Here is a 22,241-nt window from a genome sequence, read left to right as displayed (position 1 = left end):
TATGATATAATAAATTATGGTTAATTTTGCCAATAACGAGGTGACATGAAATGGAGTTAAGCGAAGCGATTAAACAAGTGCGTTTGGAGCTATGTTTGTCCCAAGAGGGGTTTGCCCGTGAGCTTCATGTTGGATTTACATCTGTGAACCGATGGGAGAACAATCATGCAAAGCCGAATCAAATAGCCCGTCATGCTATAATAGAGCTTTGTAAGAACAAAAGCATTAGTCCTGAATTGATGGAGTTGCTCATGAAAACAAAGTAGTCGTTGCGTAGTTTTGAAAAAGGGTTTGGCTATTACTATTTTATAGTATGAGGGGATTTAGGTATGAAATCTGAACAGCAAATAGAGGTAGAGTTTATTGAAAAGCTTCGAGATTTAAAATACACATATCGGGAAGACATTCGAGACAAAGCGGCACTTGAAGCTAATTTTAAGGCGCATTTTCAAAGATTAAACAAAGTCAATTTAAGTGACTCCGAATTTGCACGCCTGAAAGATAGAATTATTTCATCTGATGTGTTTACAGCAGCAAAAACATTACGAGAAATAAATACATTTAAACGTGATGATGATACGCCACTGCAATATACACTCGTTAATATCAAAGACTGGTGTAAAAATGAATTTGAAGTAATAAACCAACTACGCATAAACACTGATAACAGCAACCACCGTTATGATGTTATTATCCTCATCAATGGTGTTCCTGTTGTTCAGGTTGAGCTGAAGTCACTGCAAATCACACCTAAAAAAGCAATGGAGCAAATTGTAGAATATAAAAATGACCCGGGCAATGGTTATACAAACTCATTGCTTTGCTTTATGCAGCTTTTTATTGTGAGCAATGAGAGTAACACATATTATTTCGCCAACAATCACAAGGAGCACTTTTGTTTTAATGCAGAAGAGCGCTTTTTGCCAATTTACCAGATGGCAGATGAGGAAAATAACAAAATTACCCATCTGCTTGATTTTTCTAATAGGTTTCTGCCAAAATGCACTCTTGGGCAATTAATAAACCGATACATGGTACTTGTGGTAAGTGAACAGAAATTGATGATTATGCGTCCTTATCAGATTTATGCTGTTAAGGCAATAATGGATTGTATCGAGCAGAATCGCGGGAACGGATATATCTGGCATACTACCGGAAGTGGAAAAACACTTACATCGTTTAAAACATCAACACTTTTGAAGGACAATCCTGAAGTAGAGAAGTGTTTATTCGTCGTTGACAGAAAAGACCTTGATAGACAAACTCGATTGGAGTTTAATAAATTTCAAGAAGGATGCGTTGAAGAGAATACCAACACAGAAAGTTTAGTTAAACGGCTTACTTCGGATGATTATCGTGATAAAGTTATTGTTACTACAATTCAAAAGCTTGGGCTAGCTCTTGATGAAGACAGCAAGCGCAACCAAGAGAAAAAGAAAAGAGGCGAACCTACCTACAAAGACCGATTGGCAAAGCTCACCGATAAACGGATGGCCATTATTTTTGACGAATGTCATCGCTCACAGTTTGGAGATAATCATGAAGCAATTAAAAACTTTTTTCCGAAAGCACAACTTTTCGGCTTTACCGGAACACCAATATTTGATGAAAATGCAACATACAAGAAAATTGATGGCACGGTTGGTTCTTATATCACAACAAAAGATGTTTTTGAAAAAGAACTGCATACCTATACCATAACGAATGCCATTGATGACCGTAACGTGCTTCGTTTTCACATCGATTATTTTAAGCCGGAAGATGTCAAAAAAGCAGCAAAAGTCTCTGATACTGTAAGTAAAAAAGCGATTGCCGAAGCAATACTATCAAAACACGATGCCGCTACTAATGGTAGACGTTACAATGCGATTTTTGCCACAGCTTCTATTAACGACGCGATAGAATATTTTGAGCTCTTCAAGTTGTTACAAGAGGAACGCAAAAAGAACGAGGGGGAAAGCTTTAAGCCATTAAATATTGTCTGTGTTTTTTCTCCTCCAGCTGAGGGGAATAAAGATGTTAAGCAGCTACAGGAAGACCTACAGCAAGAAAAAGCTGACAATGAACAAGAGCCCGATAAGAAAAAGGCTGCACTTAAAAGCATTATTGATGACTATAATAAGCAGTACGGCACAAACCACAACATTAACGAATTCGATTTATACTATCAAGATGTGCAAAAACGCATCAAAGACCAAATGTACCCTAATTCCGATTATCCGCATGAAAACAAAATTGATGTAACAATTGTGGTGGATATGCTTTTAACCGGCTTTGATTCCAAGTATCTTAACACCTTGTACGTTGATAAAAATTTAAAACAACACGGCTTAATTCAAGCATTTTCAAGAACAAACCGTGTTTTGAACGACACAAAGCCTTACGGAAATATTCTTGACTTTAGAGGGCAAGAAAAAGGTGTAGATGAAGCTATTGCGCTGTTCTCGGGGCAAGATAACAGTAGCAGGGCAAAAGAAATTTGGCTTGTAGACCCGGCTCCTGTGGTGGTTGAAAAGCTGGACAAGGCAGTTGCCGAGCTTGAAAAATTTATGGAATCACAAGGGTTAGAATGCAAACCGGAACAAGTAAACAACCTAAAGGGCGATGCCGCACGAGGCGAATTTATCAACAAATTCAAGGAAGTGCAGCGCCTTAAAACCCAGCTTGACCAATATACAGATATTAAAGAAGAGCAAACGGCAAAAATTGAGGAATTGTTGCCGGAAGACACTTTGCGTGCGTTTCGTGGTGTCTATATTGAAACAGCTCAAATGCTAAAAGCACAGCAAGGCAAAGATATCAGGGATAAATATCCGTTGATTGAACAGCTTGACTTTGAGTTTGTTCTATTTTCCTCTGCCATAATTGATTATGACTACATCATGTCACTAATTTCTAGGTATACACAACCAGATGTGCCTAAAAAAGAAAAAATGAGCCGTGAGCAGCTCATTAGTTTGCTTTGTTCAAATTCAAATATGCTGGAAGAGCGTGAAGATATTATTGCTTATATCAGCACACTGGAAGCCGGAAAAGGCTTGGATGAAAAGGAAATAAAAGCCGGATACCAAAAATTCAAGGAAGAAAAAGCAGTAAAAGAAATGGAATCAATTGCAAACAAACATGACATAGAGCCCGTATCACTGCAGGCCTTTGTAGATGAAATTATGGTGCGTATGATTTTTGACGGTGAAAAACTGAGTGATTTATTAAAGCCTCTGGAGCTTGGCTGGAGAGATAGGACTAAGAAAGAACTGGAATTGATGGATGATTTAATTCCGCTGCTGAAAAAGCTGGCAAGCGGACGTGTGATTGTGGGGCTGAATGCGTATGAATAAGAAAGAAAAAGTGACTTTAGTGCCAAAGCTTAGGTTTCCGGAGTTTCACTCAACGGGAGAATGGAAAAAATATAGGCTCATTGAAGTTGCTGAGCGTATTACACAAAAAGTAGGCGATAAGTCCCTTACAACATTAAGTATTTCTGCCGGGATTGGTTTTGTATCCCAAGAAGAGAAATTCAGCCGAGATATTTCCGGCAAACAATATGAGAACTATATATACTTGAAAAAAGGAGCCTTTTCTTATAACAAAGGGAATTCCAAAAAGTTCCCACAGGGTTGTATTTACGAGCTAAAAGAATTTGAAGAAGCCGCTGTGCCAAATGCTTTTATAAGTTTCCGTTTCAATGATGATTATGTATCAAGCTTCTATAAAGGTTACTTTGATAATAACTTTCACGGAAAACAATTGGCGAGATTTATTACAAGTAGTGCGAGAAGTGATGGACTATTAAACATCAGCCCTTCAGATTTTTTTAGTATCGTTTTGCCTACTCCAAAAGAAAAATCTGAACAACAAAAAATTGCTGATTGCCTGTCTTCACTTGATGACCTTATCACTGTAGAGGATAAAAAGCTTGAAGCTCTCAAAATGCACAAAAAAGGCTTAATGCAGAAGTTGTTTCCTGCCGATGGAGCAACTGTACCAGAATGGAGGTTTCCGGAGTTTAGGGCTAGTGGGGAGTGGGAATTACGTCAATTTAGAGATTTTGCGAAAGTGACTACAGGAAACAAAGACACACAAAATAAAGTTGATAATGGTAAATATCCATTTTTTGTACGTTCTCAGACTGTTGAGAAAATAGACACATACACATTTGACTGCGAAGCTATTTTAACATCCGGAGATGGCGTTGGTGTTGGGAAAAACTTTCACTATATTGTTGGGAAGTTCGATTTTCATCAAAGAGTTTATTGCATTTATAATTTCGAAGATACAGTTTCTGGAAAATTTGTTTATCAATATTTTTCTGAGCATTTTAAAAAACGAGTAATGCAGTTAAGTGCAAAAAACTCTGTTGATTCTGTTAGAATGTCAATGGTCACAGATATGCCTATATATATACCGAAACTTAAAGAGCAGCAAAAAGTTGCCGATTGTCTTTCTTCACTTGATGATTTGATAACCGCACAAGCAGAAAAAATTGAAGTTTTGAAATTACACAAAAAGGGCTTGATGCAAGGGCTGTTCCCTTCTGCTAAGGAGGTGGGGGAATGAGTTATAATGTTCCTTCGAAAATTGCAAAAGAATCCTTTAAGACAATGATTCTTAATAAATTGAACAATGATAAATTCAGCCACTACAAAAAAATGTTTAACGATAATTTCAAATGTCCCAGAAATTCGGAAGAATATACCTTGAAAGAAAATTTATCCGATGACTTACTTGCAAAATTGGACTTTGTACTTAAAAGGATCGGATATAATCAATTTGATTCGATTAAAGATATTGCCGAATATTTTAGGATGCTGTTAGATGAAAAGAAGTACATTGTACTGTTTGCATATAACGGTACAGGTAAGACGAGGCTTTCCGTAGAGTTTAAATCATTGGGTCAACAGTTAATTGGTGATACTGGAGAAAAAATAGCTGATACTTTATACTATAACGCATTTACTGAAGATATTTTTTATTGGGATAATGATTTAGATAATGATACCGAACGCTTCTTAAAGTTAAATAGCAACTCCAAATTTTTTGCAGGGCTTAAAGAATTAGAAATGGAAAGTAGAATTCGTCCATTGCTCCATAGATATGCCGATTTTGATTTCACTATAAATTATGAGAGTTTGGCAATTAGCTTTTCCAGAGATGTACTAACTTCTGGCACTACTCAGAGGATTGATAATATAAAAATATCTCGTGGTGAAGAAAACATCTTTGTTTGGTGTTTCTTTCTTGCTGTTGTGCAGTTGGTAGTGGATAAAGTAGAATCGTATAATTGGGTAAAGTATATCTATGTCGATGACCCTATTTCTTCTTTGGATGACAATAATGTTATTGCCGTTGCAAGTCATTTGGCACAATTAATGAGTGGTAATGATGTTAAAGTAATTGTTTCATCACATCACACATTGTTTTTTAATGTTTTATGTAACGAAATTAATAAAGCAGAACAATTATTTTTACAGATAAACGCCAAGAGTGGTACCTATATGCTTAAAGACACCACAAAAACACCTTTCTTTCATCATGTTGCCTTATTAAAGGAGTTGAAAAAAGCATCTGATTCAGGGGAATTATATACATATCACTTTAATATTCTCAGAAATATATTAGAAAGAACAGCATCTTTTCATGGTTTTGCGCACTTCTCTTCTTGTATTAGAAAAGGAGCGGATGAAGATGAACCTGTCTATACCAGAATAATAAATCTTTTGAGCCATGGTAACTATTCTTTATTTGACCCTAAAGAAATGGTCGAAGAAAACAAAGAACACTTCAAAAATATATTGAATAACTTTTTAGAGGATTATAAATTTAATCAAAAGCTATTTGAAGATGTTCAAGTTCAGGAGGAACAACAATGACTGAAAATCAACAAAAACAATTAGGCGCAACCCTATGGGGTATTGCCGATAAATTACGCGGAGCCATGAATGCCGATGATTTCCGTGATTACATGCTGTCTTTCCTTTTCTTGCGCTATCTTTCAGATAATTATGAGGAGGCGGCGAAAAAAGAGCTTGGCAGCGATTATCTACAATGTGAAAAGGAAATTAATGGCATCTATAGTGCTGGCAAGAAAGATGAGGCTATTAATTTGCTGAAAGAACAAATATCGGATTATTTCAGCATACAACAACTAGAAGAAAACGCAAAAAAGATGATGATTGACGATCATCTTGCATCGTTAGATAGTAGTAAAAAGTTAACCCCGCTTGTCTTATGGTACAATAATAATTTAGATCAAGTGACGACGTTTGAAAAACAAATGCGCCGTAAAGTTCATTTTGTAATTAAACCACACTATCTCTGGAGTAATATATATGAATTAGCTCGCACGCAGAGCAAGGATCTTTTGAAAAACTTGCAGGCAGCTTTTAAGTTTATAGAAAATGAATCCTTTGATAGTACATTTCGTGGACTATTCTCAGAAGTTAACCTTGACTCTGATAAACTTGGGAAAAATTATGAATTGCGCAATACAACCCTGTGTTCGATTATAACTGCTATTGCCGACGGATTATCTGAGTTCCAAAATGAGAGTGATATTTTAGGCGATGCCTATGAATACTTAATCGGGCAGTTTGCAGCGGGCTCAGGCAAAAAAGCCGGAGAGTTCTATACACCCCAGCAGATCTCAACCATCCTTTCTCGCATCGTTACCCTTGATAGCCAAGACCCAAGCACAGGCAAAAAGAAGCATCTCAAAAACGTGCTTGACTTTGCGTGTGGCTCCGGCTCGCTTCTAATTAATGTTAGAAAGCAGCTTGGTGCTAATAGAATCGGTCAGATATACGGACAGGAAAAGAATATCACAACTTACAACCTTGCTCGTATGAATATGCTTCTGCATGGGCTTAAAGATTCCGAGTTTAAAATATTTCACGGAGATTCACTGCTAAATGATTGGGACATTCTCAACGAAATGAACCCAGCAAAAAAGTTGGAATGTGATGCAGTAGTAGCCAATCCACCTTTCAGCTACCGCTGGGAGCCTAACGAAACCCTGGCAGAGGATTTTCGCTTTAAAAGTTACGGCCTTGCACCAAAATCAGCAGCCGACTTTGCATTTTTGCTTCATGGATTTCACTTTTTAAGTGATGAGGGAACAATGGCAATCATCTTGCCTCATGGTGTTCTGTTCCGTGGTGGTGCAGAGGAAAAAATCAGAATAAAGCTACTCAAGGATGGGAATATTGACACGATTATTGGTTTGCCGGCTAACCTGTTTTTCTCAACAGGCATTCCAGTCTGCATTCTTGTGCTAAAAAAGTGCAAAAAATTTGATGACGTGCTGTTTATCAATGCAAGTGAGTACTACGACAGGGGCAAACGGCAAAATGTGCTATTGCCAGAGCATATCGACAAAATAGTTGACACATATCAATATCGAAAAGAAGATGACAAAAAATACTCTCGCCGTGTATCTATGGAAGAAATTGAAAAGAATGATTTCAATTTAAACATTTCAAGATATGTTAGCACGGCTGTGGAAGAAGAAATTGTTGACCTTGCAGATGTAAAAAAGGGTTTGGATACAATAGAAGATACTATTAGCAAGGCTAAGGCTAAGCACAATCATTTTTTAAAAGAGCTTGGTTTACCTGAGTTGCCATAAAGGGAGGGAGTTGTTTCAGGTATATCTGAAAGCCGCCTAATGAATTTGACATTTGCCATCATTGCACAGGACAGCTTCGAGCACGGCTTTCGGCTTAGCGTCAAGTTAACAACTGCAATATATAACACCAAAGGTGGCATATCCGATGAAGATTTGGATATGCCACTTTTGCTATGAGAATAGATATGGAAACTTTAAAAACCATAGGAATTTGCATCATAGCTGCTAAAAATATGGAGTGAAGAATATGCTGTGTAAAATTTGGATGCACTTAATGTTAGCATCTCAAAAGAAAAAATCCTGCAAGAAGTTAATACCGTCTGCGCTTCCGCCGATGTTGCAGGATGCCATAATAAATGCTATGCTAGAAAAGAACAGAATCGGATTTATGGATTATAGGGAACAGAGGAGGAACAAATGGCTGCAGAAGATTTTTCTATAAGCCCCGGTGAAATGGCCAGGTATATTGACCACACAATCCTGAGGCCTGACGCGACAACCGCCGATATCCGCAAGTTATGTGAGGAAGCGGCTCATTATGGTTTTGCAGCTGTCTGTGTAAATCCCATTTTTGTTGGCGCTGCAGTCAAACTGCTGGTTGGAACCGGGGTTAAGGTATGTACTGTGGCAGGTTTTCCACTGGGGGCTTGCACAACCGGGATGAAAGCATGGGAAGCTGCTGCTGCTGCTAATGAAGGAGCCCATGAAATAGATATGGTAATTGGGATAGGGATGTTGAAGGAAAAGCGGTATGAGGCTGTCGGCAGCGATATATCTGAAGTTGTCCGGGCAGTTAGAAGAGTCAATCCCCAGGGGATTTTAAAAGTGATAATTGAGACCTGCCTCCTTGATAATGAAGAAAAGGTTAAGGCCTGCAGAATTGCGGAAGCAGCTGGAGCAAATTTCGTCAAGACATCAACAGGTTTTGCTTCAGGCGGGGCTTTGTCTGAAGACGTTGCCTTGATGAGAAGAAGCGTTGGCCGGTCTGTAGGCGTAAAGGCAGCCGGCGGTATCCGGTCTGCGGTACAGGCGATGGACATGATCAAGGCGGGAGCTGCCAGGGTTGGCACCAGCTCCGGGGTGCTTATCATGAAAGAACTGGAATGGGAATAACCCCCCAGTATACGCCTTTTCTCTTACGGAGATGATAAATAATGCTGATCCGGACAAAATGTTGCAATCCTAATAAGAGGGGATGAGCTGAAATGAGAACCAGTGAAGCGCTTTGGGAAATATTTAGGACTACGGGACATATTGGAGCCTATTTGCTGTATAAAGATTTTGGCATTGCAGAATCAGCCGCAGAAGAGATGCTGCCGAACAGAGGATTTGACTATCTGGATAATACCGGTGTGGATTAGGATGAAAGATTATCAAACAGAAGGAATTATAATCAGGGTGCGTGATTATGGTGAGGCTGACCGGATTGTTACCATTCTTACAAGTGGATATGGAAAGGTGCAGGCTATTGCCAAAGGCTGCCGCAAGCCCAAAAGTCGTAAACGGGGGCTAATTCAGCTTTTTACTCATGCTGACTTTGTCTTATACCGGGGGCGTAACCTGGACACAATTACCCAGTGTGAAGGCAAGGAGTCCTTTGCGGGCATCAGGGGTGACCTGGACAGGATGGCTTATGCCGCTTATCTGGCAGAGGTTCTGGATGGTTTTGCTGTTTCTGGGGAAATCCAGGAAGATTTGTTTTATCTTGCCCTGGTGTGCCTGCATTTGCTGACTGTTGAAGACCCGGAACTGGTAACCCGGGTTTTTGAGGTAAGGATTATGAGATTACTGGGATATATGCCTCACTTGGATGACTGTGTTCACTGCGGAAGTTCGCTGAAGGGTTCGCAGGTGGCTTTCAGTTCGAGCATGGGGGGCGGGTTGTGCGGCATCTGTTCTTCCACTGACCCGGAGGCCGCAGTCTGTACCCTGGGAACACTGAATATGCTGAAACAGCTGTCAAGATGGGATTTGAAAAGGCTGAGAGTGCTCAGGCTGACTGCAAAGATGAAAAGGGAAATTGGTGAAATAATGCAGCAATATATTAGTCAGAGAATTGAAAAGAGAATCAGGTCAGCAGACTTCATTCAATCTCTGGCATCAGTGCAAAATAAAGGGGAATTCGGGGAATACTAGTTACGGAACACATGAATAATTACCTTGATAGTTATGGGCAGCGCTTTAAAAAGGAGGGGCAATATGAGTGACGAACTTGAGAAACTTGATATAATCAGGGAACGTATGGGGATTTCCTATCGTGAGGCTAAAGAATGCCTGGAAGAGGCCGGGGGTGACCTGGTTGAGGCTATCGTTTTGGCTGAGGAACGGACCGCAAGGGAGTGCAGCAGCAGGTGGCTGGAAAAGGGTGAGGAATTATTCGGTGAGCTCAAATCTTACATAAACCGGGGCAACCGTACGCGGATCAGGCTTAAGCGGGAAGATAAGACTATTGCAGAGTTCCCGGCTACTGCAGGGGCTATCGGCGTTCTGGCAGTTCTGGCCAGTACCCAGCTGGCAGTTGTGGCAGGCATAGGCACAGTGGCGGCAGTTGCCGGCAAGGTAACCCTGGAAGTGGAGAAACCCGATGGAAATACCAAGATAATCCCGATTAACAGGCCCAGACAGTGAATGATTGACTTTTGAAAGCAATTTTGGTAAAGTATTTGTATTAATAACTTGATAAGACAGGCTATGAAGGAGACACAGACTGATTCCCGGTTTTTTAGAGAGCCGGTGGCAGGTGCAAACCGGCAGCAGGGGCAGGATAAGGCACTCCGGAGCTGTAGGAGGAAAGCGGTTATCAGTACCGGGGTATGCCCTGAAGGTACAGCGCCGTTAGTAAAGCCTGCCTGTTTTCAAGCGGGCCGGAGTTAAACCCGGCCAATCAGGGTGGAACCGCGGGAGATAACCTCTCGTCCCTGGCTCGTAGGCCGGGGATGAGAGGTTTTTTGAACTTTGCAGACTCCCTGAAATGACCGAAAATGTAATATAGTGAGTTGGGCAGCAAGACTCATAACGGCAGCACTGCAAGGAAAATCTTGTACAACAACTCACCATATGCAACGGTCATTTCCGGAGCCTACAATGATGGAAAAAACAAAAAGTTTTGGGCGCAATAACTTGGCCTTAAAGGGAATTTCATTTTCGAGGGACTCAGGGCATTTTTTAAAAGGAGGTACATAGAGTGAACTTTCAGGAGATTATATTAACCTTAAACAAATTCTGGGCAGACCGGGGCTGTATCATACAGCAGCCTTATGATGTTGAAAAGGGCGCCGGAACCATGAACCCTGCAACATTCCTGCGGGCTTTGGGGCCCGAACCATGGAATGTTGCCTATGTTGAGCCATCCCGCAGGCCAACAGACGGAAGGTACGGCGAAAACCCCAACAGGCTGCAGCATTACTACCAGTTCCAGGTCATTCTGAAACCAAACCCTGATGATGTAATTGAGCAATATCTCGATAGTCTGAAGGCAATTGGGATTGATCCGGATCATCATGATATCAGGTTTGTTGAGGATAACTGGGAATCACCGACCCTGGGGGCCTGGGGGCTTGGCTGGGAGGTTTGGCTGGATGGTATGGAAATAACCCAGTTTACCTATTTCCAGCAGTGCGGCGGAATCGATTGCAAGCCGGTCTGTGCCGAAATCACCTATGGACTGGAAAGGCTGGCAATGTTCATTCAGAAGGTTGACAGTGTTTTTAACATCACCTGGGTTGGAGATATTACCTATGGTGATGTGCATCACCGGGGAGAAGTGGAACACTCCCATTATAACTTTGAGATAGCTGATACCGAGATGTTGTTTGAGATGTTTAACATGTTTGAAAAAGAAGCTATAAGGATAATTGAAAAGGGTTATGTGCTTCCGGCCTATGACTATGTTCTGAAGTGTTCCCATACCTTTAACCTGCTTGATGCCAGGGGAGCTATCAGTGTTACCGAAAGGCAGGGGTATATTGCCCGGGTGCGGAATATGGCCAGGCATTGTGCCCAGGCATATGTTGAACAGCGCGAGCGGATGGGATATCCTCTGCTGAAAAAGGGAGGTGTGGTCAATGGCTAAGGACTTTATTCTGGAAATTGGGACCGAGGAAATCCCGGCCCGTTTTATGCCTTCAGCCATAAACCAGTTAAAGGAGATTGCCGGAAGGTGGGTAAAGGAAAACCGGCTGGCCTGTGATGAACTGGCTGCTTATGGCACACCAAGGCGTCTGGCAGTGTATATTACCGGACTTGCTGAGGAACAGGACGATTTTGTGGATATGGTCAAAGGGCCTTCCAAAAAGGCTGCTTTTGATGAAAGCGGGAGCCCCACCAAGGCTGCAGAGGGTTTTGCCAAAGGCCAGGGCGTGAATGTATCTGATCTTATAGTCCAGGAAACTCCCAACGGAGAATATATCTTTGCTGAAAAAAGGCAGGCCGGACAGGAAACTGCCGGTGTCCTGCCGGGATTTTGCCTTGAATTGATTAATGGGTTGTCTTTCCCCAAACCCATGCGCTGGGGTAATCAGGAAATGCGTTTTGCCCGGCCTATAAGGTGGCTGCTGGCTCTTTTCGGCAATACAGTAATCCCGTTTGAGATTGAGGGTCTGGCATCAGGCCGGCTAACCTATGGACACAGGTTTCTTTCCCAGGGACCAATTGAGCTTTATCAGGCTCCTGACTACCTGGATAGGCTAAAGGATGCCTTTGTTATCGCAGACCACGTGGAACGGAGAGAAAAAATCTGGAATCAGGTGTTAAAAGTTGCTGAACGTGAAGGCGGAGCAGTGCTGCCAGATGATGAACTGCTGGATGAGGTTACCCATCTGCTGGAATATCCCACTGCATTGTGCGGGACATTTAACCGGGATTACCTGCGGCTGCCCAAAGAGGTGCTAATAACTCCCATGCGGGAGCACCAGCGCTATTTTCCGGTGGTAGACTCCAAAGGCATACTAATGAACAAGTTTATTACCCTAAGGAACGGGACCGATTCCTTCCTTGACACTGTAAAAGAAGGTAATGAAAAGGTTCTCAGGGCGCGGCTGGCTGATGCTGAGTTCTTTTACGAGGAGGACCTGAAAACACCTTTGCGCGATAATGTCGCTAAACTTAACAAAATAGTCTTTCAGGAAAGTCTGGGCACGGTTTTTGAGAAAGTTGAGCGTATCGGAGCGCTTGGCAGGTATCTTGCATCTGAAATGGGGCTAAACGAAGAAAACCTCCTGGAGGACATTGAACAGGGCGCTTACCTGTGTAAGGCTGACCTGGTGACAAACATGGTTTACGAATTTCCCGAACTGCAGGGAATTATGGGCAGGGAATATGCCGTTAGTAACGGTGAAAAAGTATCAGTAGCCCAGGCAGTATTTGAACACTATCTGCCACGGTTTTCGGGAGATATTCTTCCTGAGACAACAGCAGGATCGATTATCAGTATCGCCGACAAGATCGATACCATTGTCGGGTGTTTCGCTGCAGGTATCCAGCCTACAGGCTCCCAGGATCCTTATGCCTTAAGAAGGCAGGCCCTGGGGATATGCCATATTGCTATTGAAGGGAAACTTAACTTCTCACTTAACAATCTAATTGAAAAGTCATACCAGTGTTATGCAGACAGTATCAAAGCCCAGCTTTCAGCCGAGGAAACTGCGGTGGAGGTCAGGGAGTTTTTTAGGCAGCGTCTCAAAAATATATTTGCTGACAAAGGGTTTACTTATGATGTTATTGATGCCGTACTCAGTGTGGGCTATGACAGGCTGACAGGTACCCTCATCAGGGCTGAGGCTTTGACTAACCTGCGCAGTCAGGAAATTTTCGGAAAGCTGCTGACAGCTTACACAAGGGTATCCAATCTGGCCAAAAATGCGGAAACTGATGACATTGATCCGGGATTGTTTACCGAGGATGTAGAAAAAGAGCTTTATAGCGAGTTTATAAAAGCAAAGGATGAAATGAAAATCTATCTTGAGGAAAGGCAGTACCGGCAGTTCCTGCAGCGATTTGCCCTGTTGCAGCAGCATATTGATAATTTCTTTGAAGGTGTAATGGTTATGGTTGATGATGAAAAAATCAAGAGTAACCGCCTGGCGCTGCTGAGGAATATTGCCGGGCTAACCGGGGCAGTTGCCGACCTGACAAAAATAGTTGCCTGATCTGAAAGTAATATTTTCAGAGGTTAATTCATAGATTGATTCGTGGTTATGAGAAATGAGGATAAATTTAGAGGATTTTTGCGGCATAAAGGAGGACATTAAGGATAAATATAGTATATTAATAAGAGTAATTTCATAATTAGTATAACACAATTGATCCGGGAAAGACGGTGAGCATGTGGAACTTACCAAAAGACAGGAAAAGATTGTCAAAATTGTAAAGAACGAAGGCCCGATTACCGGCAGCAAGATTGCTGCAAAACTGTCCCTGATAAGGTCTACACTGCGTCCTGACCTGGCGATACTGACCATGTCCGGCATTTTGGAGGCACGGCCTCGGGTAGGGTATTATTATGCCGGAAAGACTCCCACTAATTTTATTGCTGAAGCAATTCAGAAAATAACTGTCGGAGACGTGAAATCAGTACCCGTTGTCGTTAAGGCAGATGCAACGGTATATGATGCTGTTGTTACTATGTTTCTGGAAGATGTGGGAACCCTGTTTGTTGTCAGGGAAGGGGGGATTCTTGATGGGATTATTTCCCGGAAAGACCTGCTGAAAGCGACAATGGGTGGTGCAGATATACATAAAATGCCTATAAGTGTAGTTATGACAAGGATGCCCAATCTGATAACAACAACTCCGGAGGAACCCATCCTGGTTGCAGCTGAGAAGCTTACTGGCAGGGAGGTAGATTCCCTTCCTGTAGTCAGGGTTTTGCTGAACGGGGATGGGAATGAAGAGCTTGAAGTTATTGGCCGGGTTACTAAAACGACGATTACGCGCCTTTTTGTCGAGCTGGGACATGGGAAATGACAAATATACAGAGATGTGACAAAAGAGATGTGACAAAAGAGATATGACAAAATACGGGCGAGCAAACTAAAAATACGCAAAAAAGGAGGAGATACTGATCACAACAAAACAGGAACAACAACCGGTAGTCTTTGTTGTATCTGATTCCGTAGGTGAGACTGCAGATTTTGTTGCTCGAGCCGCTGTCAGTCAGTTTAATGCCGGTTTTGTTGACATGAGGCTGAGCGCCTATGTTAATACCCCGGAACATATTATCGAGATTGTTAATGAAGCCAAAGATGTTCCGGGAATTATTGCCTATACTATTGTGCTTCCAGAGCTTAGGGAGACCTTGGTTAAAGAGGCGGAGCAAAAAGGAGTGCCCATTGTCGACATACTTGGTCCCATGATGGATGCCCTGACGAGGATATCAGGACGGGCTCCCAAAATGAAAGCAGGGCTGTTGCATAAACTGGACCAAAATTATTTTAAGAAGGTAGAAGCTATTGAGTTCGCCGTTAAGTATGACGATGGGAAGGACCCAAGGGGCATAATGCGGGCTGATGTAGTTATTATAGGGGTTTCTCGAACTTCCAAGACCCCGCTCTGTATGTACCTGGCCCACAAAAGCATCAAGGCGGCTAACGTTCCGCTGGTTCCGGAAGTATTGCCTCCTGAAGAAATTTTTAGTCTGCCCAAGAAAAAAATTATCGGACTTACTATTAAGCCTGAGCTTTTAAATGAGATTAGGCAGGAACGCTTAAAAACCCTTGGTCTTAAATCAGGAGCTGATTACGCCAGTCTGGAACGAATTCTTATTGAGTTGGATTACGCTGATGGAATTATGCGAAAAGCAGGTTGCCCGATAATAGATGTATCCAATAAAGCCGTTGAGGAAACAGCTAGCAAGGTTCTGGAAATTATCAGACACCAGACCTAATTAATAATCAAATATTTTTTAATGTAATGAGGGGGATAGGACAATGGGGAAGAAGTATGTGTATTCTTTTGAAGAGGGTAAAGCAGATATGAAAGGTTTGTTGGGAGGGAAGGGAGCTAACCTGGCAGAAATGACCAATATTGGTCTTCCCGTGCCAACAGGTATTACAGTAACAACTGAGGCCTGTAACGACTACTATGCCCAAGGTGGGAAGATGCCCGAAGGACTTGAAGCAGAAATAAAAGAGAAAATGGTTGGTCTTGAGGCTAAAATTGGCAAAAACTTTGGGGATGCCGCCAATCCGCTGCTTCTTTCAATACGGTCAGGGGCAAAGTTTTCCATGCCCGGAATGATGGATACAATCCTTAACCTGGGGCTAAATGACCAGACATGTGAGGCCATGGTCAAAGCGACAAACAATGAAAGGTTTGTTCTTGACTGTTACCGCCGTTTTATTCAGATGTTTAGCGGTGTTGTTCTTGGTTTGGAACACCACAAGTTTGAAAGTGTTTTGGATGCTCAGAAGGAAAAGCGGGGGGTTCATTTCGACACTGAACTCGATGCCGATGACCTTAGGGAGGTTGTTGCCGCATACAAGAAAGTGGTCAAACGGGAAACCGGAAACGACTTCCCGGAAGACCCTATGCAGCAGCTTCTGCTGGCAGTTCAGGCAGTGTTTGGCTCCTGGAACAACCAAAGAGCGATAGTATATCGCAGGCTCAACCAGATTCCCGACGACCTGGGGACTGCGGTCAATATCCAGTCAATGGTATTCGGAAATATGGGTGAGGACTGCGGTACAGGGGTTGCCTTTACACGTAACCCTTCTACCGGAGAAAAAGCGCTGTATGGTGAATACCTTATCAATGCTCAGGGCGAGGATGTGGTTGCCGGTATCAGGACACCCCAGCCGATTAGCAAACTCCAGGAAGAAATGCCGGTGATTTATCAGCAGTTTGTGGATATCTGCAAGACCCTTGAACAGCATTACCAGAATATGCAGGATATAGAGTTCACCATTGAGAAAGGCAAACTTTACATATTACAAACCCGTCATGGTAAGAGGACAGCCAATGCTGCCATCAAAATTGCAGTTGAAATGGCGGCTGAAGGCCTGATTGACAAGAATGAAGCGGTCCTCCGGGTTGAACCGGGCGCTCTCGACCAGCTTCTGCACAGGAGGATTGACCCTGCTGCTAAATTTGAAGTAATCGCCAAAGGTTTGCCGGCATCGCCCGGAGCAGCCTCCGGCACCGTTGTTTTCGATGCCGATGAGGCTGAAAAGCAGGGCCAGTCCGGACAAAAGGTAGTCCTTGTCCGGACTGAAACTACACCTGACGATATTCACGGTATTGTGGCTGCCCAGGGTGTTCTTACCAGCCGGGGGGGTATGACCAGCCACGCTGCTGTCGTTGCCCGCGGGATGGGAAAACCGTGTGTCTGCGGTTGTGAAGCTATTAAGATAAACTACGCCGAAAAACTGTTTAGTGTCAATGGCACAGTAGTCCGTGAAGGAGACACTGTTTCTATTGATGGGGCCACCGGTCAGGTGATTTTGGGTACTGTTCCCATGATTGACCCTGAACTGTCCCCCGAGTTCCAGGAACTGCTGGGTTGGGCTGATGACATTAGGACTATGGCTGTAAGGGCCAATGCCGATACTCCCGAGGATGCCGCCAAAGCTCGCGAGTTTGGCGCTGAAGGAATAGGGCTGTGCCGCACTGAGCACATGTTTATGGCTCAGGACAGACTGCCTGTTGTGCAGGAGATGATTCTTGCCGAAACGCTTGAGGACAGGGAAGCTGCTCTGGAAAAGCTTTTACCGGTACAGCAGGGAGATTTCTACGGCATCCTTAAAGCTATGGAAGGGTTCCCGGTGTATATCCGGCTGCTGGACCCGCCGCTCCATGAGTTCCTGCCAAATATTGAGGAACTGGTGGTGGAGATTACTGAGCTTAAATGTACCGGCGGCGATAAAAACCTCATTGCTGAGAAAGAAGAACTTCTGCGTAAGGTAAGACAGCTTCATGAATTTAACCCGATGCTGGGTCACCGGGGCTGCCGCCTCGGGGTAACCTTCCCGGAAATTTATGCAATGCAGGTTAAAGCTATTTACCAGGCCACTGCACAACTGGTCAAAGAGGGTGTGGATGCAGAACCGGAGGTAATGATTCCACTTGTTATTCATGTGAATGAACTTAAAATGCTTCGGGAGCAGGCTGTGGAAATTGCTAAAGCAGTCCAGCAGGAACACGGCATTGACTTCGATATCCATATCGGCACTATGATAGAGCTGCCAAGGGCTGCTGTTACGGCAGATGAAATTGCCACCCAAGCCGATTTCTTCTCTTTTGGCACAAATGACCTTACCCAGACAACCCTTGGATTCAGCCGTGACGATGCTGAAGGCAAGTTTCTCCCTGATTACATCAATAAGAAGATCCTGACAGACAACCCATTCGTGGTCCTGGACCAGGCAGGTGTCGGCAAGCTGGTTAAACTGGGCACAGACCTGGGGCGTCAAGCCAATCCGGCGCTCAAGGTTGGAATCTGCGGTGAACACGGCGGCGAACCCAGTTCGATAGGTTTCTGCCACCGGATTGGTATGAACTATGTGAGCTGTTCCCCATACCGTGTGCCTATTGCCCGGCTGGCTTCTGCACAGGCTGCCGCCGGCGGGGAAAGTTCTGTAAGTACGAAGTAAAGTAAGGGTATTGTCTTTTAGAAATTTTAAGAGACAGTACCCTATCTTTGTTAATTGTCAAGTTTTAGTTAGGGCGGGGGACTCACTCCGCACCTTTTGTTAGGAATTAGTTTTCTAACAATTTTCGCAAAACATAGTCCTTATTGAAACGTAACGACAAAAGCGTTACAATATTATCAGAAGGAGATGATTAGCATGGAAAAAACTACGACCTTAAATTTAAGAGTTAATCCTGAAGTAAAAAGAAAGGCTGAGGAAGTCCTTTCACAACTCGGCATACCTATGTCCACAGCGATAGATATTTATCTGAAGCAAATTTCTATGACCGGCGGAATACCTTTTGCTGTAACGCTGCCGAAAGCACCGGTTTCCGTAAACGCCGATTTGATGACAACGGACGAAATTCATGCGAAGTTAAAGGAAGGATACAACGATATCGAAAAAGGTAATGTACAAGATGCATCTGCTGCCTTTAAGAGATTTCGGAAGACGCATGCATGAAGCAGTATAAAGTTCAGATTACGGATAAGGCATTTTCCGATATGGAGGAGATTTATAATTATATCGCAGAGCAACTACAGGCACGGGAAGCGGCCATGGGACAGTATAACAGGATAGCTGACGCAATCGAAACTCTTGATACGTGTAGATAACTTTTCTGTATTCTTCCATATCAGAGAAGAGCGGGTAATCATTACAAACGTTTTGTACAGTGCCAGTGATGTAGCCAAGCGGTTACGTGATTCCTGGCTCTTTTCATTTTGCTATAAAGTATGGAAAAGTTATGACGCACGTGTGAATATGTAAATTTTGTAAAACTATTTTCAATTTTAATCGTCCTAATCAGTAAATATTTTTGTGATTTATAGATGTGATCAACCATGACCGGCGGAATACCTTTTGCTGTAACGCTGCCGAAAGCACCGGTTTCCGTAAACTATGGCATACCAGTCGTTGGAGGTTTAGTATGCAATATAGAAGATTGAATCAACTCAAAAAGGAGTACTTACGGATCCCCATTCCACAAGGATTGGATTTTATTAAAAAAACTGGTGTAGCAGTAGCTTCAGCAGCTATTTTCGTTGTCTTGCTTACAGCAGGGGTCAATAGCAGCCCAGTCTTTGCAGCAGCACTAACAAAAGTGCCGGTCATAGGTGGGATTGTAAGGGTGCTGACTTTTAGAGAATATACTGTAAACGAGGATCGATTCAATGCAGATATAAAAGTGCCTTCAATACATGGTTTAGAAAATAAAGCCCTCGAAAACAGTTTAAATGAAAAATATCTTGCTGAAAATAAAAAGTTATATGAAGAGTTTAAGGTTGAAATGGAAAATATGCAAAAAAATGGACAAGGTAATTCCGCTGTAGACAGTGGGTATATGATAAAGACTGATACGAATAAGATATTATCTATAGGGCGGTATACTGTAATTACCAATGCCTCAGGAGTAGAAAAACTCAAATATGATACAATAGATAAGGAAAATGAGATTTTAATAACTTTACCAAGCTTGTTTAAAGACAATAGTTATGTAGAAATTATTAGTGAAAATATAAAATTACAAAGTTGCCGTAATGATTCCGATTAAATATTCAGATTCGCGACGGATATGATTGATTACTACTACCGCTATTTCGTTATTCCTTACTGCTTCGCTTTCCGCGGTAAGTTGATTTAAAAAAGCCACAAAGTTTAAGCTTTGATTGATTGCATACATTGTAAACTGTTTAATATTTTCCAACAAAACAGGGCTGAATATTCCCTTCGATCTGATAACTGCTTCAGTGTAACGGACTGCAACTCCTTCCGCTTGAGCAAGGGCTAGTTCCCAATCTTTTAATTGTTCCACAAAATTACTTTCCAGGTTTTCGACAATTTGGCGGATTACTACAGTATGCTCACTTTCCTGATGCTTCCAAAACTCTATTTCATCTAGTATCCTTAGTGGAGTCTTATCACCGTAAAAATATTGCATAAAAAAACCCCCTGTTTTCCTAATTATTGAGTAAATAGTATATTATTATATGGGGGGAGGAGTGAGAAGGTGATTGTTGGGAATCTGCCTCAAACCTCGTCCACGCCGGAGCAGACGGTTAACCTCTTTTTTCCGGATATTCAAATGAATTTTTAAGTATACTAACTGTAGCTAGGGTAGGGGAACCAAATTCGAAAAGGTGGGAAACGAATGAGTCTGTTACTTGACAGGGACATGAAGAAAAACATCATGGATGAAGGTTATCTCAGTAAGGCAATTGTGACTGTTGAACTCGAAATCAGAAAGGTAAAGCTGTACCAGGAAAAGGCACATAACATAAAAGTAAAGAAGTATTTTCAGGGGCAGGAAAACGCTTTACACTCGGGATTAAAAGACCTGAAACAGTGCCTGGCAAAGCTGGTATAAAATAATTATGGGTAAACGGAAAGGAGAAATGAGATGACAGACAGGTATGAGGTTGGGCAGGGGGAACTTACAGACCTGGACATGCTTTATGATTATAAAAAAGACTCCGCATATGCGGCTGCCTGTTATACAACAATGGCCATGGAAGTCCACCACGATTTTGTCCGGGATTTATTTATAAAAATGGCCACATTTTCTCTGGCAAGTGAGGAAAAAGTGGCAGATTTGGTAGCCCAAATGGGTGGGGTTAGCTGATAAGGCGGAATCAGACTATTTTCATAACCTAATAAAATCCTGTAGACAGAGTATATCGAATGTGATAAAATTAACAAGTGAAAAATTCAATAGCTGATACAGGTGCCCACCAGGGATAATAGGGAATCAGGTGCAAGTCCTGAGCGGTCCCGCCACTGTAAGTGATTAGTGTCTTGTGAAATGCCACTCGTTTTTTCGGGAACGGGGAAGGTACAAGCCACGATAATTCACGAGTCAGGAGACCTGCCTGTATTACGACACTGAGACCTTCGAGGAAAGGTACGGTATGTTAAAACTATACCAAAAAAGTACCGATCCTCGCTGTGGCGGGGATTTTAATTTTAGTGCAGGTAAAATGCTAAGTCAATCTCCTTCCTTAAGGAAGGTTATTGTTAAACCCATTCTCTAATCCGGTAGAATAGCTGTATTCTACCACTTTTTTTTGAGGTAATTTCTGAATGCGGCAGGAATTATACATATTGCTATAGAAACATAAATTTAGTATAATATAGTTACCGGCGGCAGAAGTCGTCCGTGCATGCAGAATGCATGTTACTGTGTTTAATGGTAAGATGTTAAAATGATTATTTTAAGATGTTCAAAAGAAACATTATAAGATATCAGCGTTTTATTTTAAACATAATAAGTTATCAATCAGGCCACGAAGGTCGGGAGGTTTGCTGAAGCAATCCCGTGTTTGTGGTTTTTTAATTTTGTGGAGGTGACTTACATGCATATTCCTGATGGTTTCCTTGATACAAAAATGATAGCTGCATCTCTGGCAGTAAGCGCTCCTTTGGTAGGTGTGGCTGTGGCCAGGACTAAAAAGGTTTTTGATGACCGGCAGATACCCAAAATGAGTGTTATGGCTGCATTTATCTTTGCAGCCCAGATGGTAAATTTTCCAATCGCCGGCGGGACTTCGGGACACCTTTTGGGAGCGGCCTTGGCAGCAATACTGCTGGGACCGTGGAGCGCTGTCCTGATAATGACAACAGTCCTGATAATCCAGTGCCTGGTTTTCCTGGACGGTGGCTTAACAGCGCTGGGAGGAAATATTCTGCTGATGGGAATTGTGGCGCCCTGGGTAGGCTGGTGGGTGTATCGGCTTTTTGCAGGGAAATCAACTGATCGGATCAGAGTGCTGGGAGCAACTTTTTTGGCTGGCTGGTGTTCAACAATTGCGGCATCGGTGGTTGGGACCCTTCTGATTGTGTTTTCCGGCTATGTTACCCTAAATATTGCTCTCCCTGCCATGCTGGGTTGGCATGTGCTGATCGGTGTAGGTGAAGGTCTGATAACATCAGTTGTGGTGGCCTATCTTACCCAGGTTAAATCCGAGCTGGTTTTTCAAAAACAGAAGGCGTGAGGT

Annotated in this window: 21 protein-coding genes and 1 riboswitch; of the genes, 20 read left to right on the top strand and 1 reads right to left on the bottom strand. The window is 42.6% G+C overall.

Features of this window, described 5'->3' with window-relative positions; translation table 11 throughout:
- Nucleotides 1–50 precede the first annotated feature (50 nt).
- The 17 genes from Ga0451573_RS03875 to Ga0451573_RS03795 all read left to right on the top strand — a co-directional run bounded on the left by Ga0451573_RS03875 (nt 51) and on the right by Ga0451573_RS03795 (nt 19,801).
- Nucleotides 51–266 carry a helix-turn-helix domain-containing protein gene (locus tag Ga0451573_RS03875; RefSeq protein WP_231682558.1) on the top strand — a complete coding sequence of 72 codons (216 nt, stop codon included), beginning with the start codon at nt 51–53 and terminating at the stop codon, nt 264–266.
- 63 nt (nt 267–329) lie between these two features.
- On the top strand, nt 330–3,338 hold the full coding sequence (locus Ga0451573_RS03870; protein ID WP_231682557.1) for a type I restriction endonuclease subunit R: 3,009 nt from the start codon (nt 330–332) through the stop codon (nt 3,336–3,338).
- The gene (locus tag Ga0451573_RS03865; protein WP_231682556.1) at nt 3,331–4,557 is read left to right on the top strand and encodes a restriction endonuclease subunit S; all 1,227 of its coding nucleotides are present in this window, start codon (nt 3,331–3,333) and stop codon (nt 4,555–4,557) included. The genes Ga0451573_RS03870 and Ga0451573_RS03865 overlap by 8 nt, the downstream gene beginning before the upstream one ends.
- Nucleotides 4,554–5,870 (top strand): AAA family ATPase, encoded by a 1,317-nt coding sequence (locus Ga0451573_RS03860; protein WP_231682555.1) that lies wholly within the window; start codon nt 4,554–4,556, stop codon nt 5,868–5,870. Before Ga0451573_RS03865 ends, Ga0451573_RS03860 begins: the two co-directional genes overlap by 4 nt.
- On the top strand, nt 5,867–7,624 hold the full coding sequence (locus Ga0451573_RS03855) for a type I restriction-modification system subunit M (protein ID WP_231682554.1): 1,758 nt from the start codon (nt 5,867–5,869) through the stop codon (nt 7,622–7,624). Before Ga0451573_RS03860 ends, Ga0451573_RS03855 begins: the two co-directional genes overlap by 4 nt.
- A gap of 417 nt (nt 7,625–8,041) precedes the next feature.
- Nucleotides 8,042–8,737, top strand: coding sequence for a deoxyribose-phosphate aldolase (gene deoC / locus Ga0451573_RS03850; protein WP_231682553.1), 696 nt, complete (start codon nt 8,042–8,044; stop codon nt 8,735–8,737).
- 92 nt (nt 8,738–8,829) lie between these two features.
- Entirely contained in the window at nt 8,830–8,985 is a 156-nt protein-coding gene (locus tag Ga0451573_RS03845; RefSeq protein ID WP_231682552.1) for a YqzL family protein, read from the top strand.
- Nucleotide 8,986: 1 nt separating this feature from the next.
- Complete coding sequence (recO, locus tag Ga0451573_RS03840) at nt 8,987–9,760, top strand: DNA repair protein RecO (protein ID WP_231682551.1); 774 nt, start codon at nt 8,987–8,989, stop codon at nt 9,758–9,760.
- A 63-nt stretch (nt 9,761–9,823) separates the two neighbouring features.
- Nucleotides 9,824–10,252, top strand: a complete 429-nt coding sequence (locus tag Ga0451573_RS03835) for a DUF4342 domain-containing protein (protein ID WP_231682550.1) — start codon at nt 9,824–9,826, stop codon at nt 10,250–10,252.
- Between the two features lie 556 nt (nt 10,253–10,808).
- Nucleotides 10,809–11,696 carry a glycine--tRNA ligase subunit alpha gene (glyQ, locus tag Ga0451573_RS03830; protein WP_231682549.1) on the top strand — a complete coding sequence of 296 codons (888 nt, stop codon included), beginning with the start codon at nt 10,809–10,811 and terminating at the stop codon, nt 11,694–11,696.
- Nucleotides 11,689–13,770, top strand: a complete 2,082-nt coding sequence (gene glyS, locus Ga0451573_RS03825) for a glycine--tRNA ligase subunit beta (protein WP_231682548.1) — start codon at nt 11,689–11,691, stop codon at nt 13,768–13,770. Before glyQ ends, glyS begins: the two co-directional genes overlap by 8 nt.
- A 178-nt stretch (nt 13,771–13,948) precedes the next feature.
- The gene (ccpN, locus tag Ga0451573_RS03820; RefSeq protein WP_231682547.1) at nt 13,949–14,587 is read left to right on the top strand and encodes a transcriptional regulator CcpN; all 639 of its coding nucleotides are present in this window, start codon (nt 13,949–13,951) and stop codon (nt 14,585–14,587) included.
- Nucleotides 14,588–14,684: 97 nt separating this feature from the next.
- Nucleotides 14,685–15,506 carry a pyruvate, water dikinase regulatory protein gene (locus Ga0451573_RS03815; protein ID WP_231682638.1) on the top strand — a complete coding sequence of 274 codons (822 nt, stop codon included), beginning with the start codon at nt 14,685–14,687 and terminating at the stop codon, nt 15,504–15,506.
- Between the two features lie 43 nt (nt 15,507–15,549).
- A complete protein-coding gene (gene ppdK / locus Ga0451573_RS03810) occupies nt 15,550–18,210 on the top strand; it encodes a pyruvate, phosphate dikinase (protein ID WP_231682546.1) in 2,661 nt (886 codons plus the stop codon).
- 195 nt (nt 18,211–18,405) lie between these two features.
- Entirely contained in the window at nt 18,406–18,711 is a 306-nt protein-coding gene (locus tag Ga0451573_RS03805; protein WP_231682545.1) for a type II toxin-antitoxin system RelB/DinJ family antitoxin, read from the top strand.
- On the top strand, nt 18,708–18,863 hold the full coding sequence (locus Ga0451573_RS20160; RefSeq protein ID WP_337833071.1) for a type II toxin-antitoxin system RelE/ParE family toxin: 156 nt from the start codon (nt 18,708–18,710) through the stop codon (nt 18,861–18,863). Before Ga0451573_RS03805 ends, Ga0451573_RS20160 begins: the two co-directional genes overlap by 4 nt.
- 314 nt (nt 18,864–19,177) lie before the next feature.
- The gene (locus Ga0451573_RS03795; protein ID WP_231682544.1) at nt 19,178–19,801 is read left to right on the top strand and encodes a DUF4179 domain-containing protein; all 624 of its coding nucleotides are present in this window, start codon (nt 19,178–19,180) and stop codon (nt 19,799–19,801) included.
- On the opposite strand, the gene Ga0451573_RS03790 is transcribed toward Ga0451573_RS03795, so the two are convergent.
- Nucleotides 19,772–20,188: a DUF2935 domain-containing protein gene (locus tag Ga0451573_RS03790; RefSeq protein ID WP_231682543.1), complete on the bottom strand. Its 417-nt coding sequence runs from the start codon at nt 20,186–20,188 to the stop codon at nt 19,772–19,774. The genes Ga0451573_RS03795 and Ga0451573_RS03790 overlap by 30 nt on opposite strands.
- A gap of 210 nt (nt 20,189–20,398) precedes the next feature.
- Between Ga0451573_RS03790 and Ga0451573_RS03785 the strand changes: the two genes are divergently transcribed.
- The 3 genes from Ga0451573_RS03785 to Ga0451573_RS03775 all read left to right on the top strand — a co-directional run bounded on the left by Ga0451573_RS03785 (nt 20,399) and on the right by Ga0451573_RS03775 (nt 22,238).
- The gene (locus tag Ga0451573_RS03785) at nt 20,399–20,614 is read left to right on the top strand and encodes a hypothetical protein (RefSeq protein WP_231682542.1); all 216 of its coding nucleotides are present in this window, start codon (nt 20,399–20,401) and stop codon (nt 20,612–20,614) included.
- A gap of 33 nt (nt 20,615–20,647) precedes the next feature.
- Entirely contained in the window at nt 20,648–20,869 is a 222-nt protein-coding gene (locus Ga0451573_RS03780; protein ID WP_231682541.1) for a spore coat protein, read from the top strand.
- 83 nt (nt 20,870–20,952) lie between these two features.
- A riboswitch (cobalamin riboswitch) is annotated at nt 20,953–21,134 on the top strand.
- Between the two features lie 465 nt (nt 21,135–21,599).
- On the top strand, nt 21,600–22,238 hold the full coding sequence (locus Ga0451573_RS03775; protein ID WP_231682540.1) for an energy-coupling factor ABC transporter permease: 639 nt from the start codon (nt 21,600–21,602) through the stop codon (nt 22,236–22,238).
- Nucleotides 22,239–22,241 lie beyond the last annotated feature (3 nt).

This window comes from Phosphitispora fastidiosa (genome assembly GCF_019008365.1).
GTDB classification, from domain to species: domain Bacteria; phylum Bacillota; class Thermincolia; order Thermincolales; family UBA2595; genus Phosphitispora; species Phosphitispora fastidiosa.
This window is presented reverse-complemented; position numbering and strand designations above follow the sequence as displayed.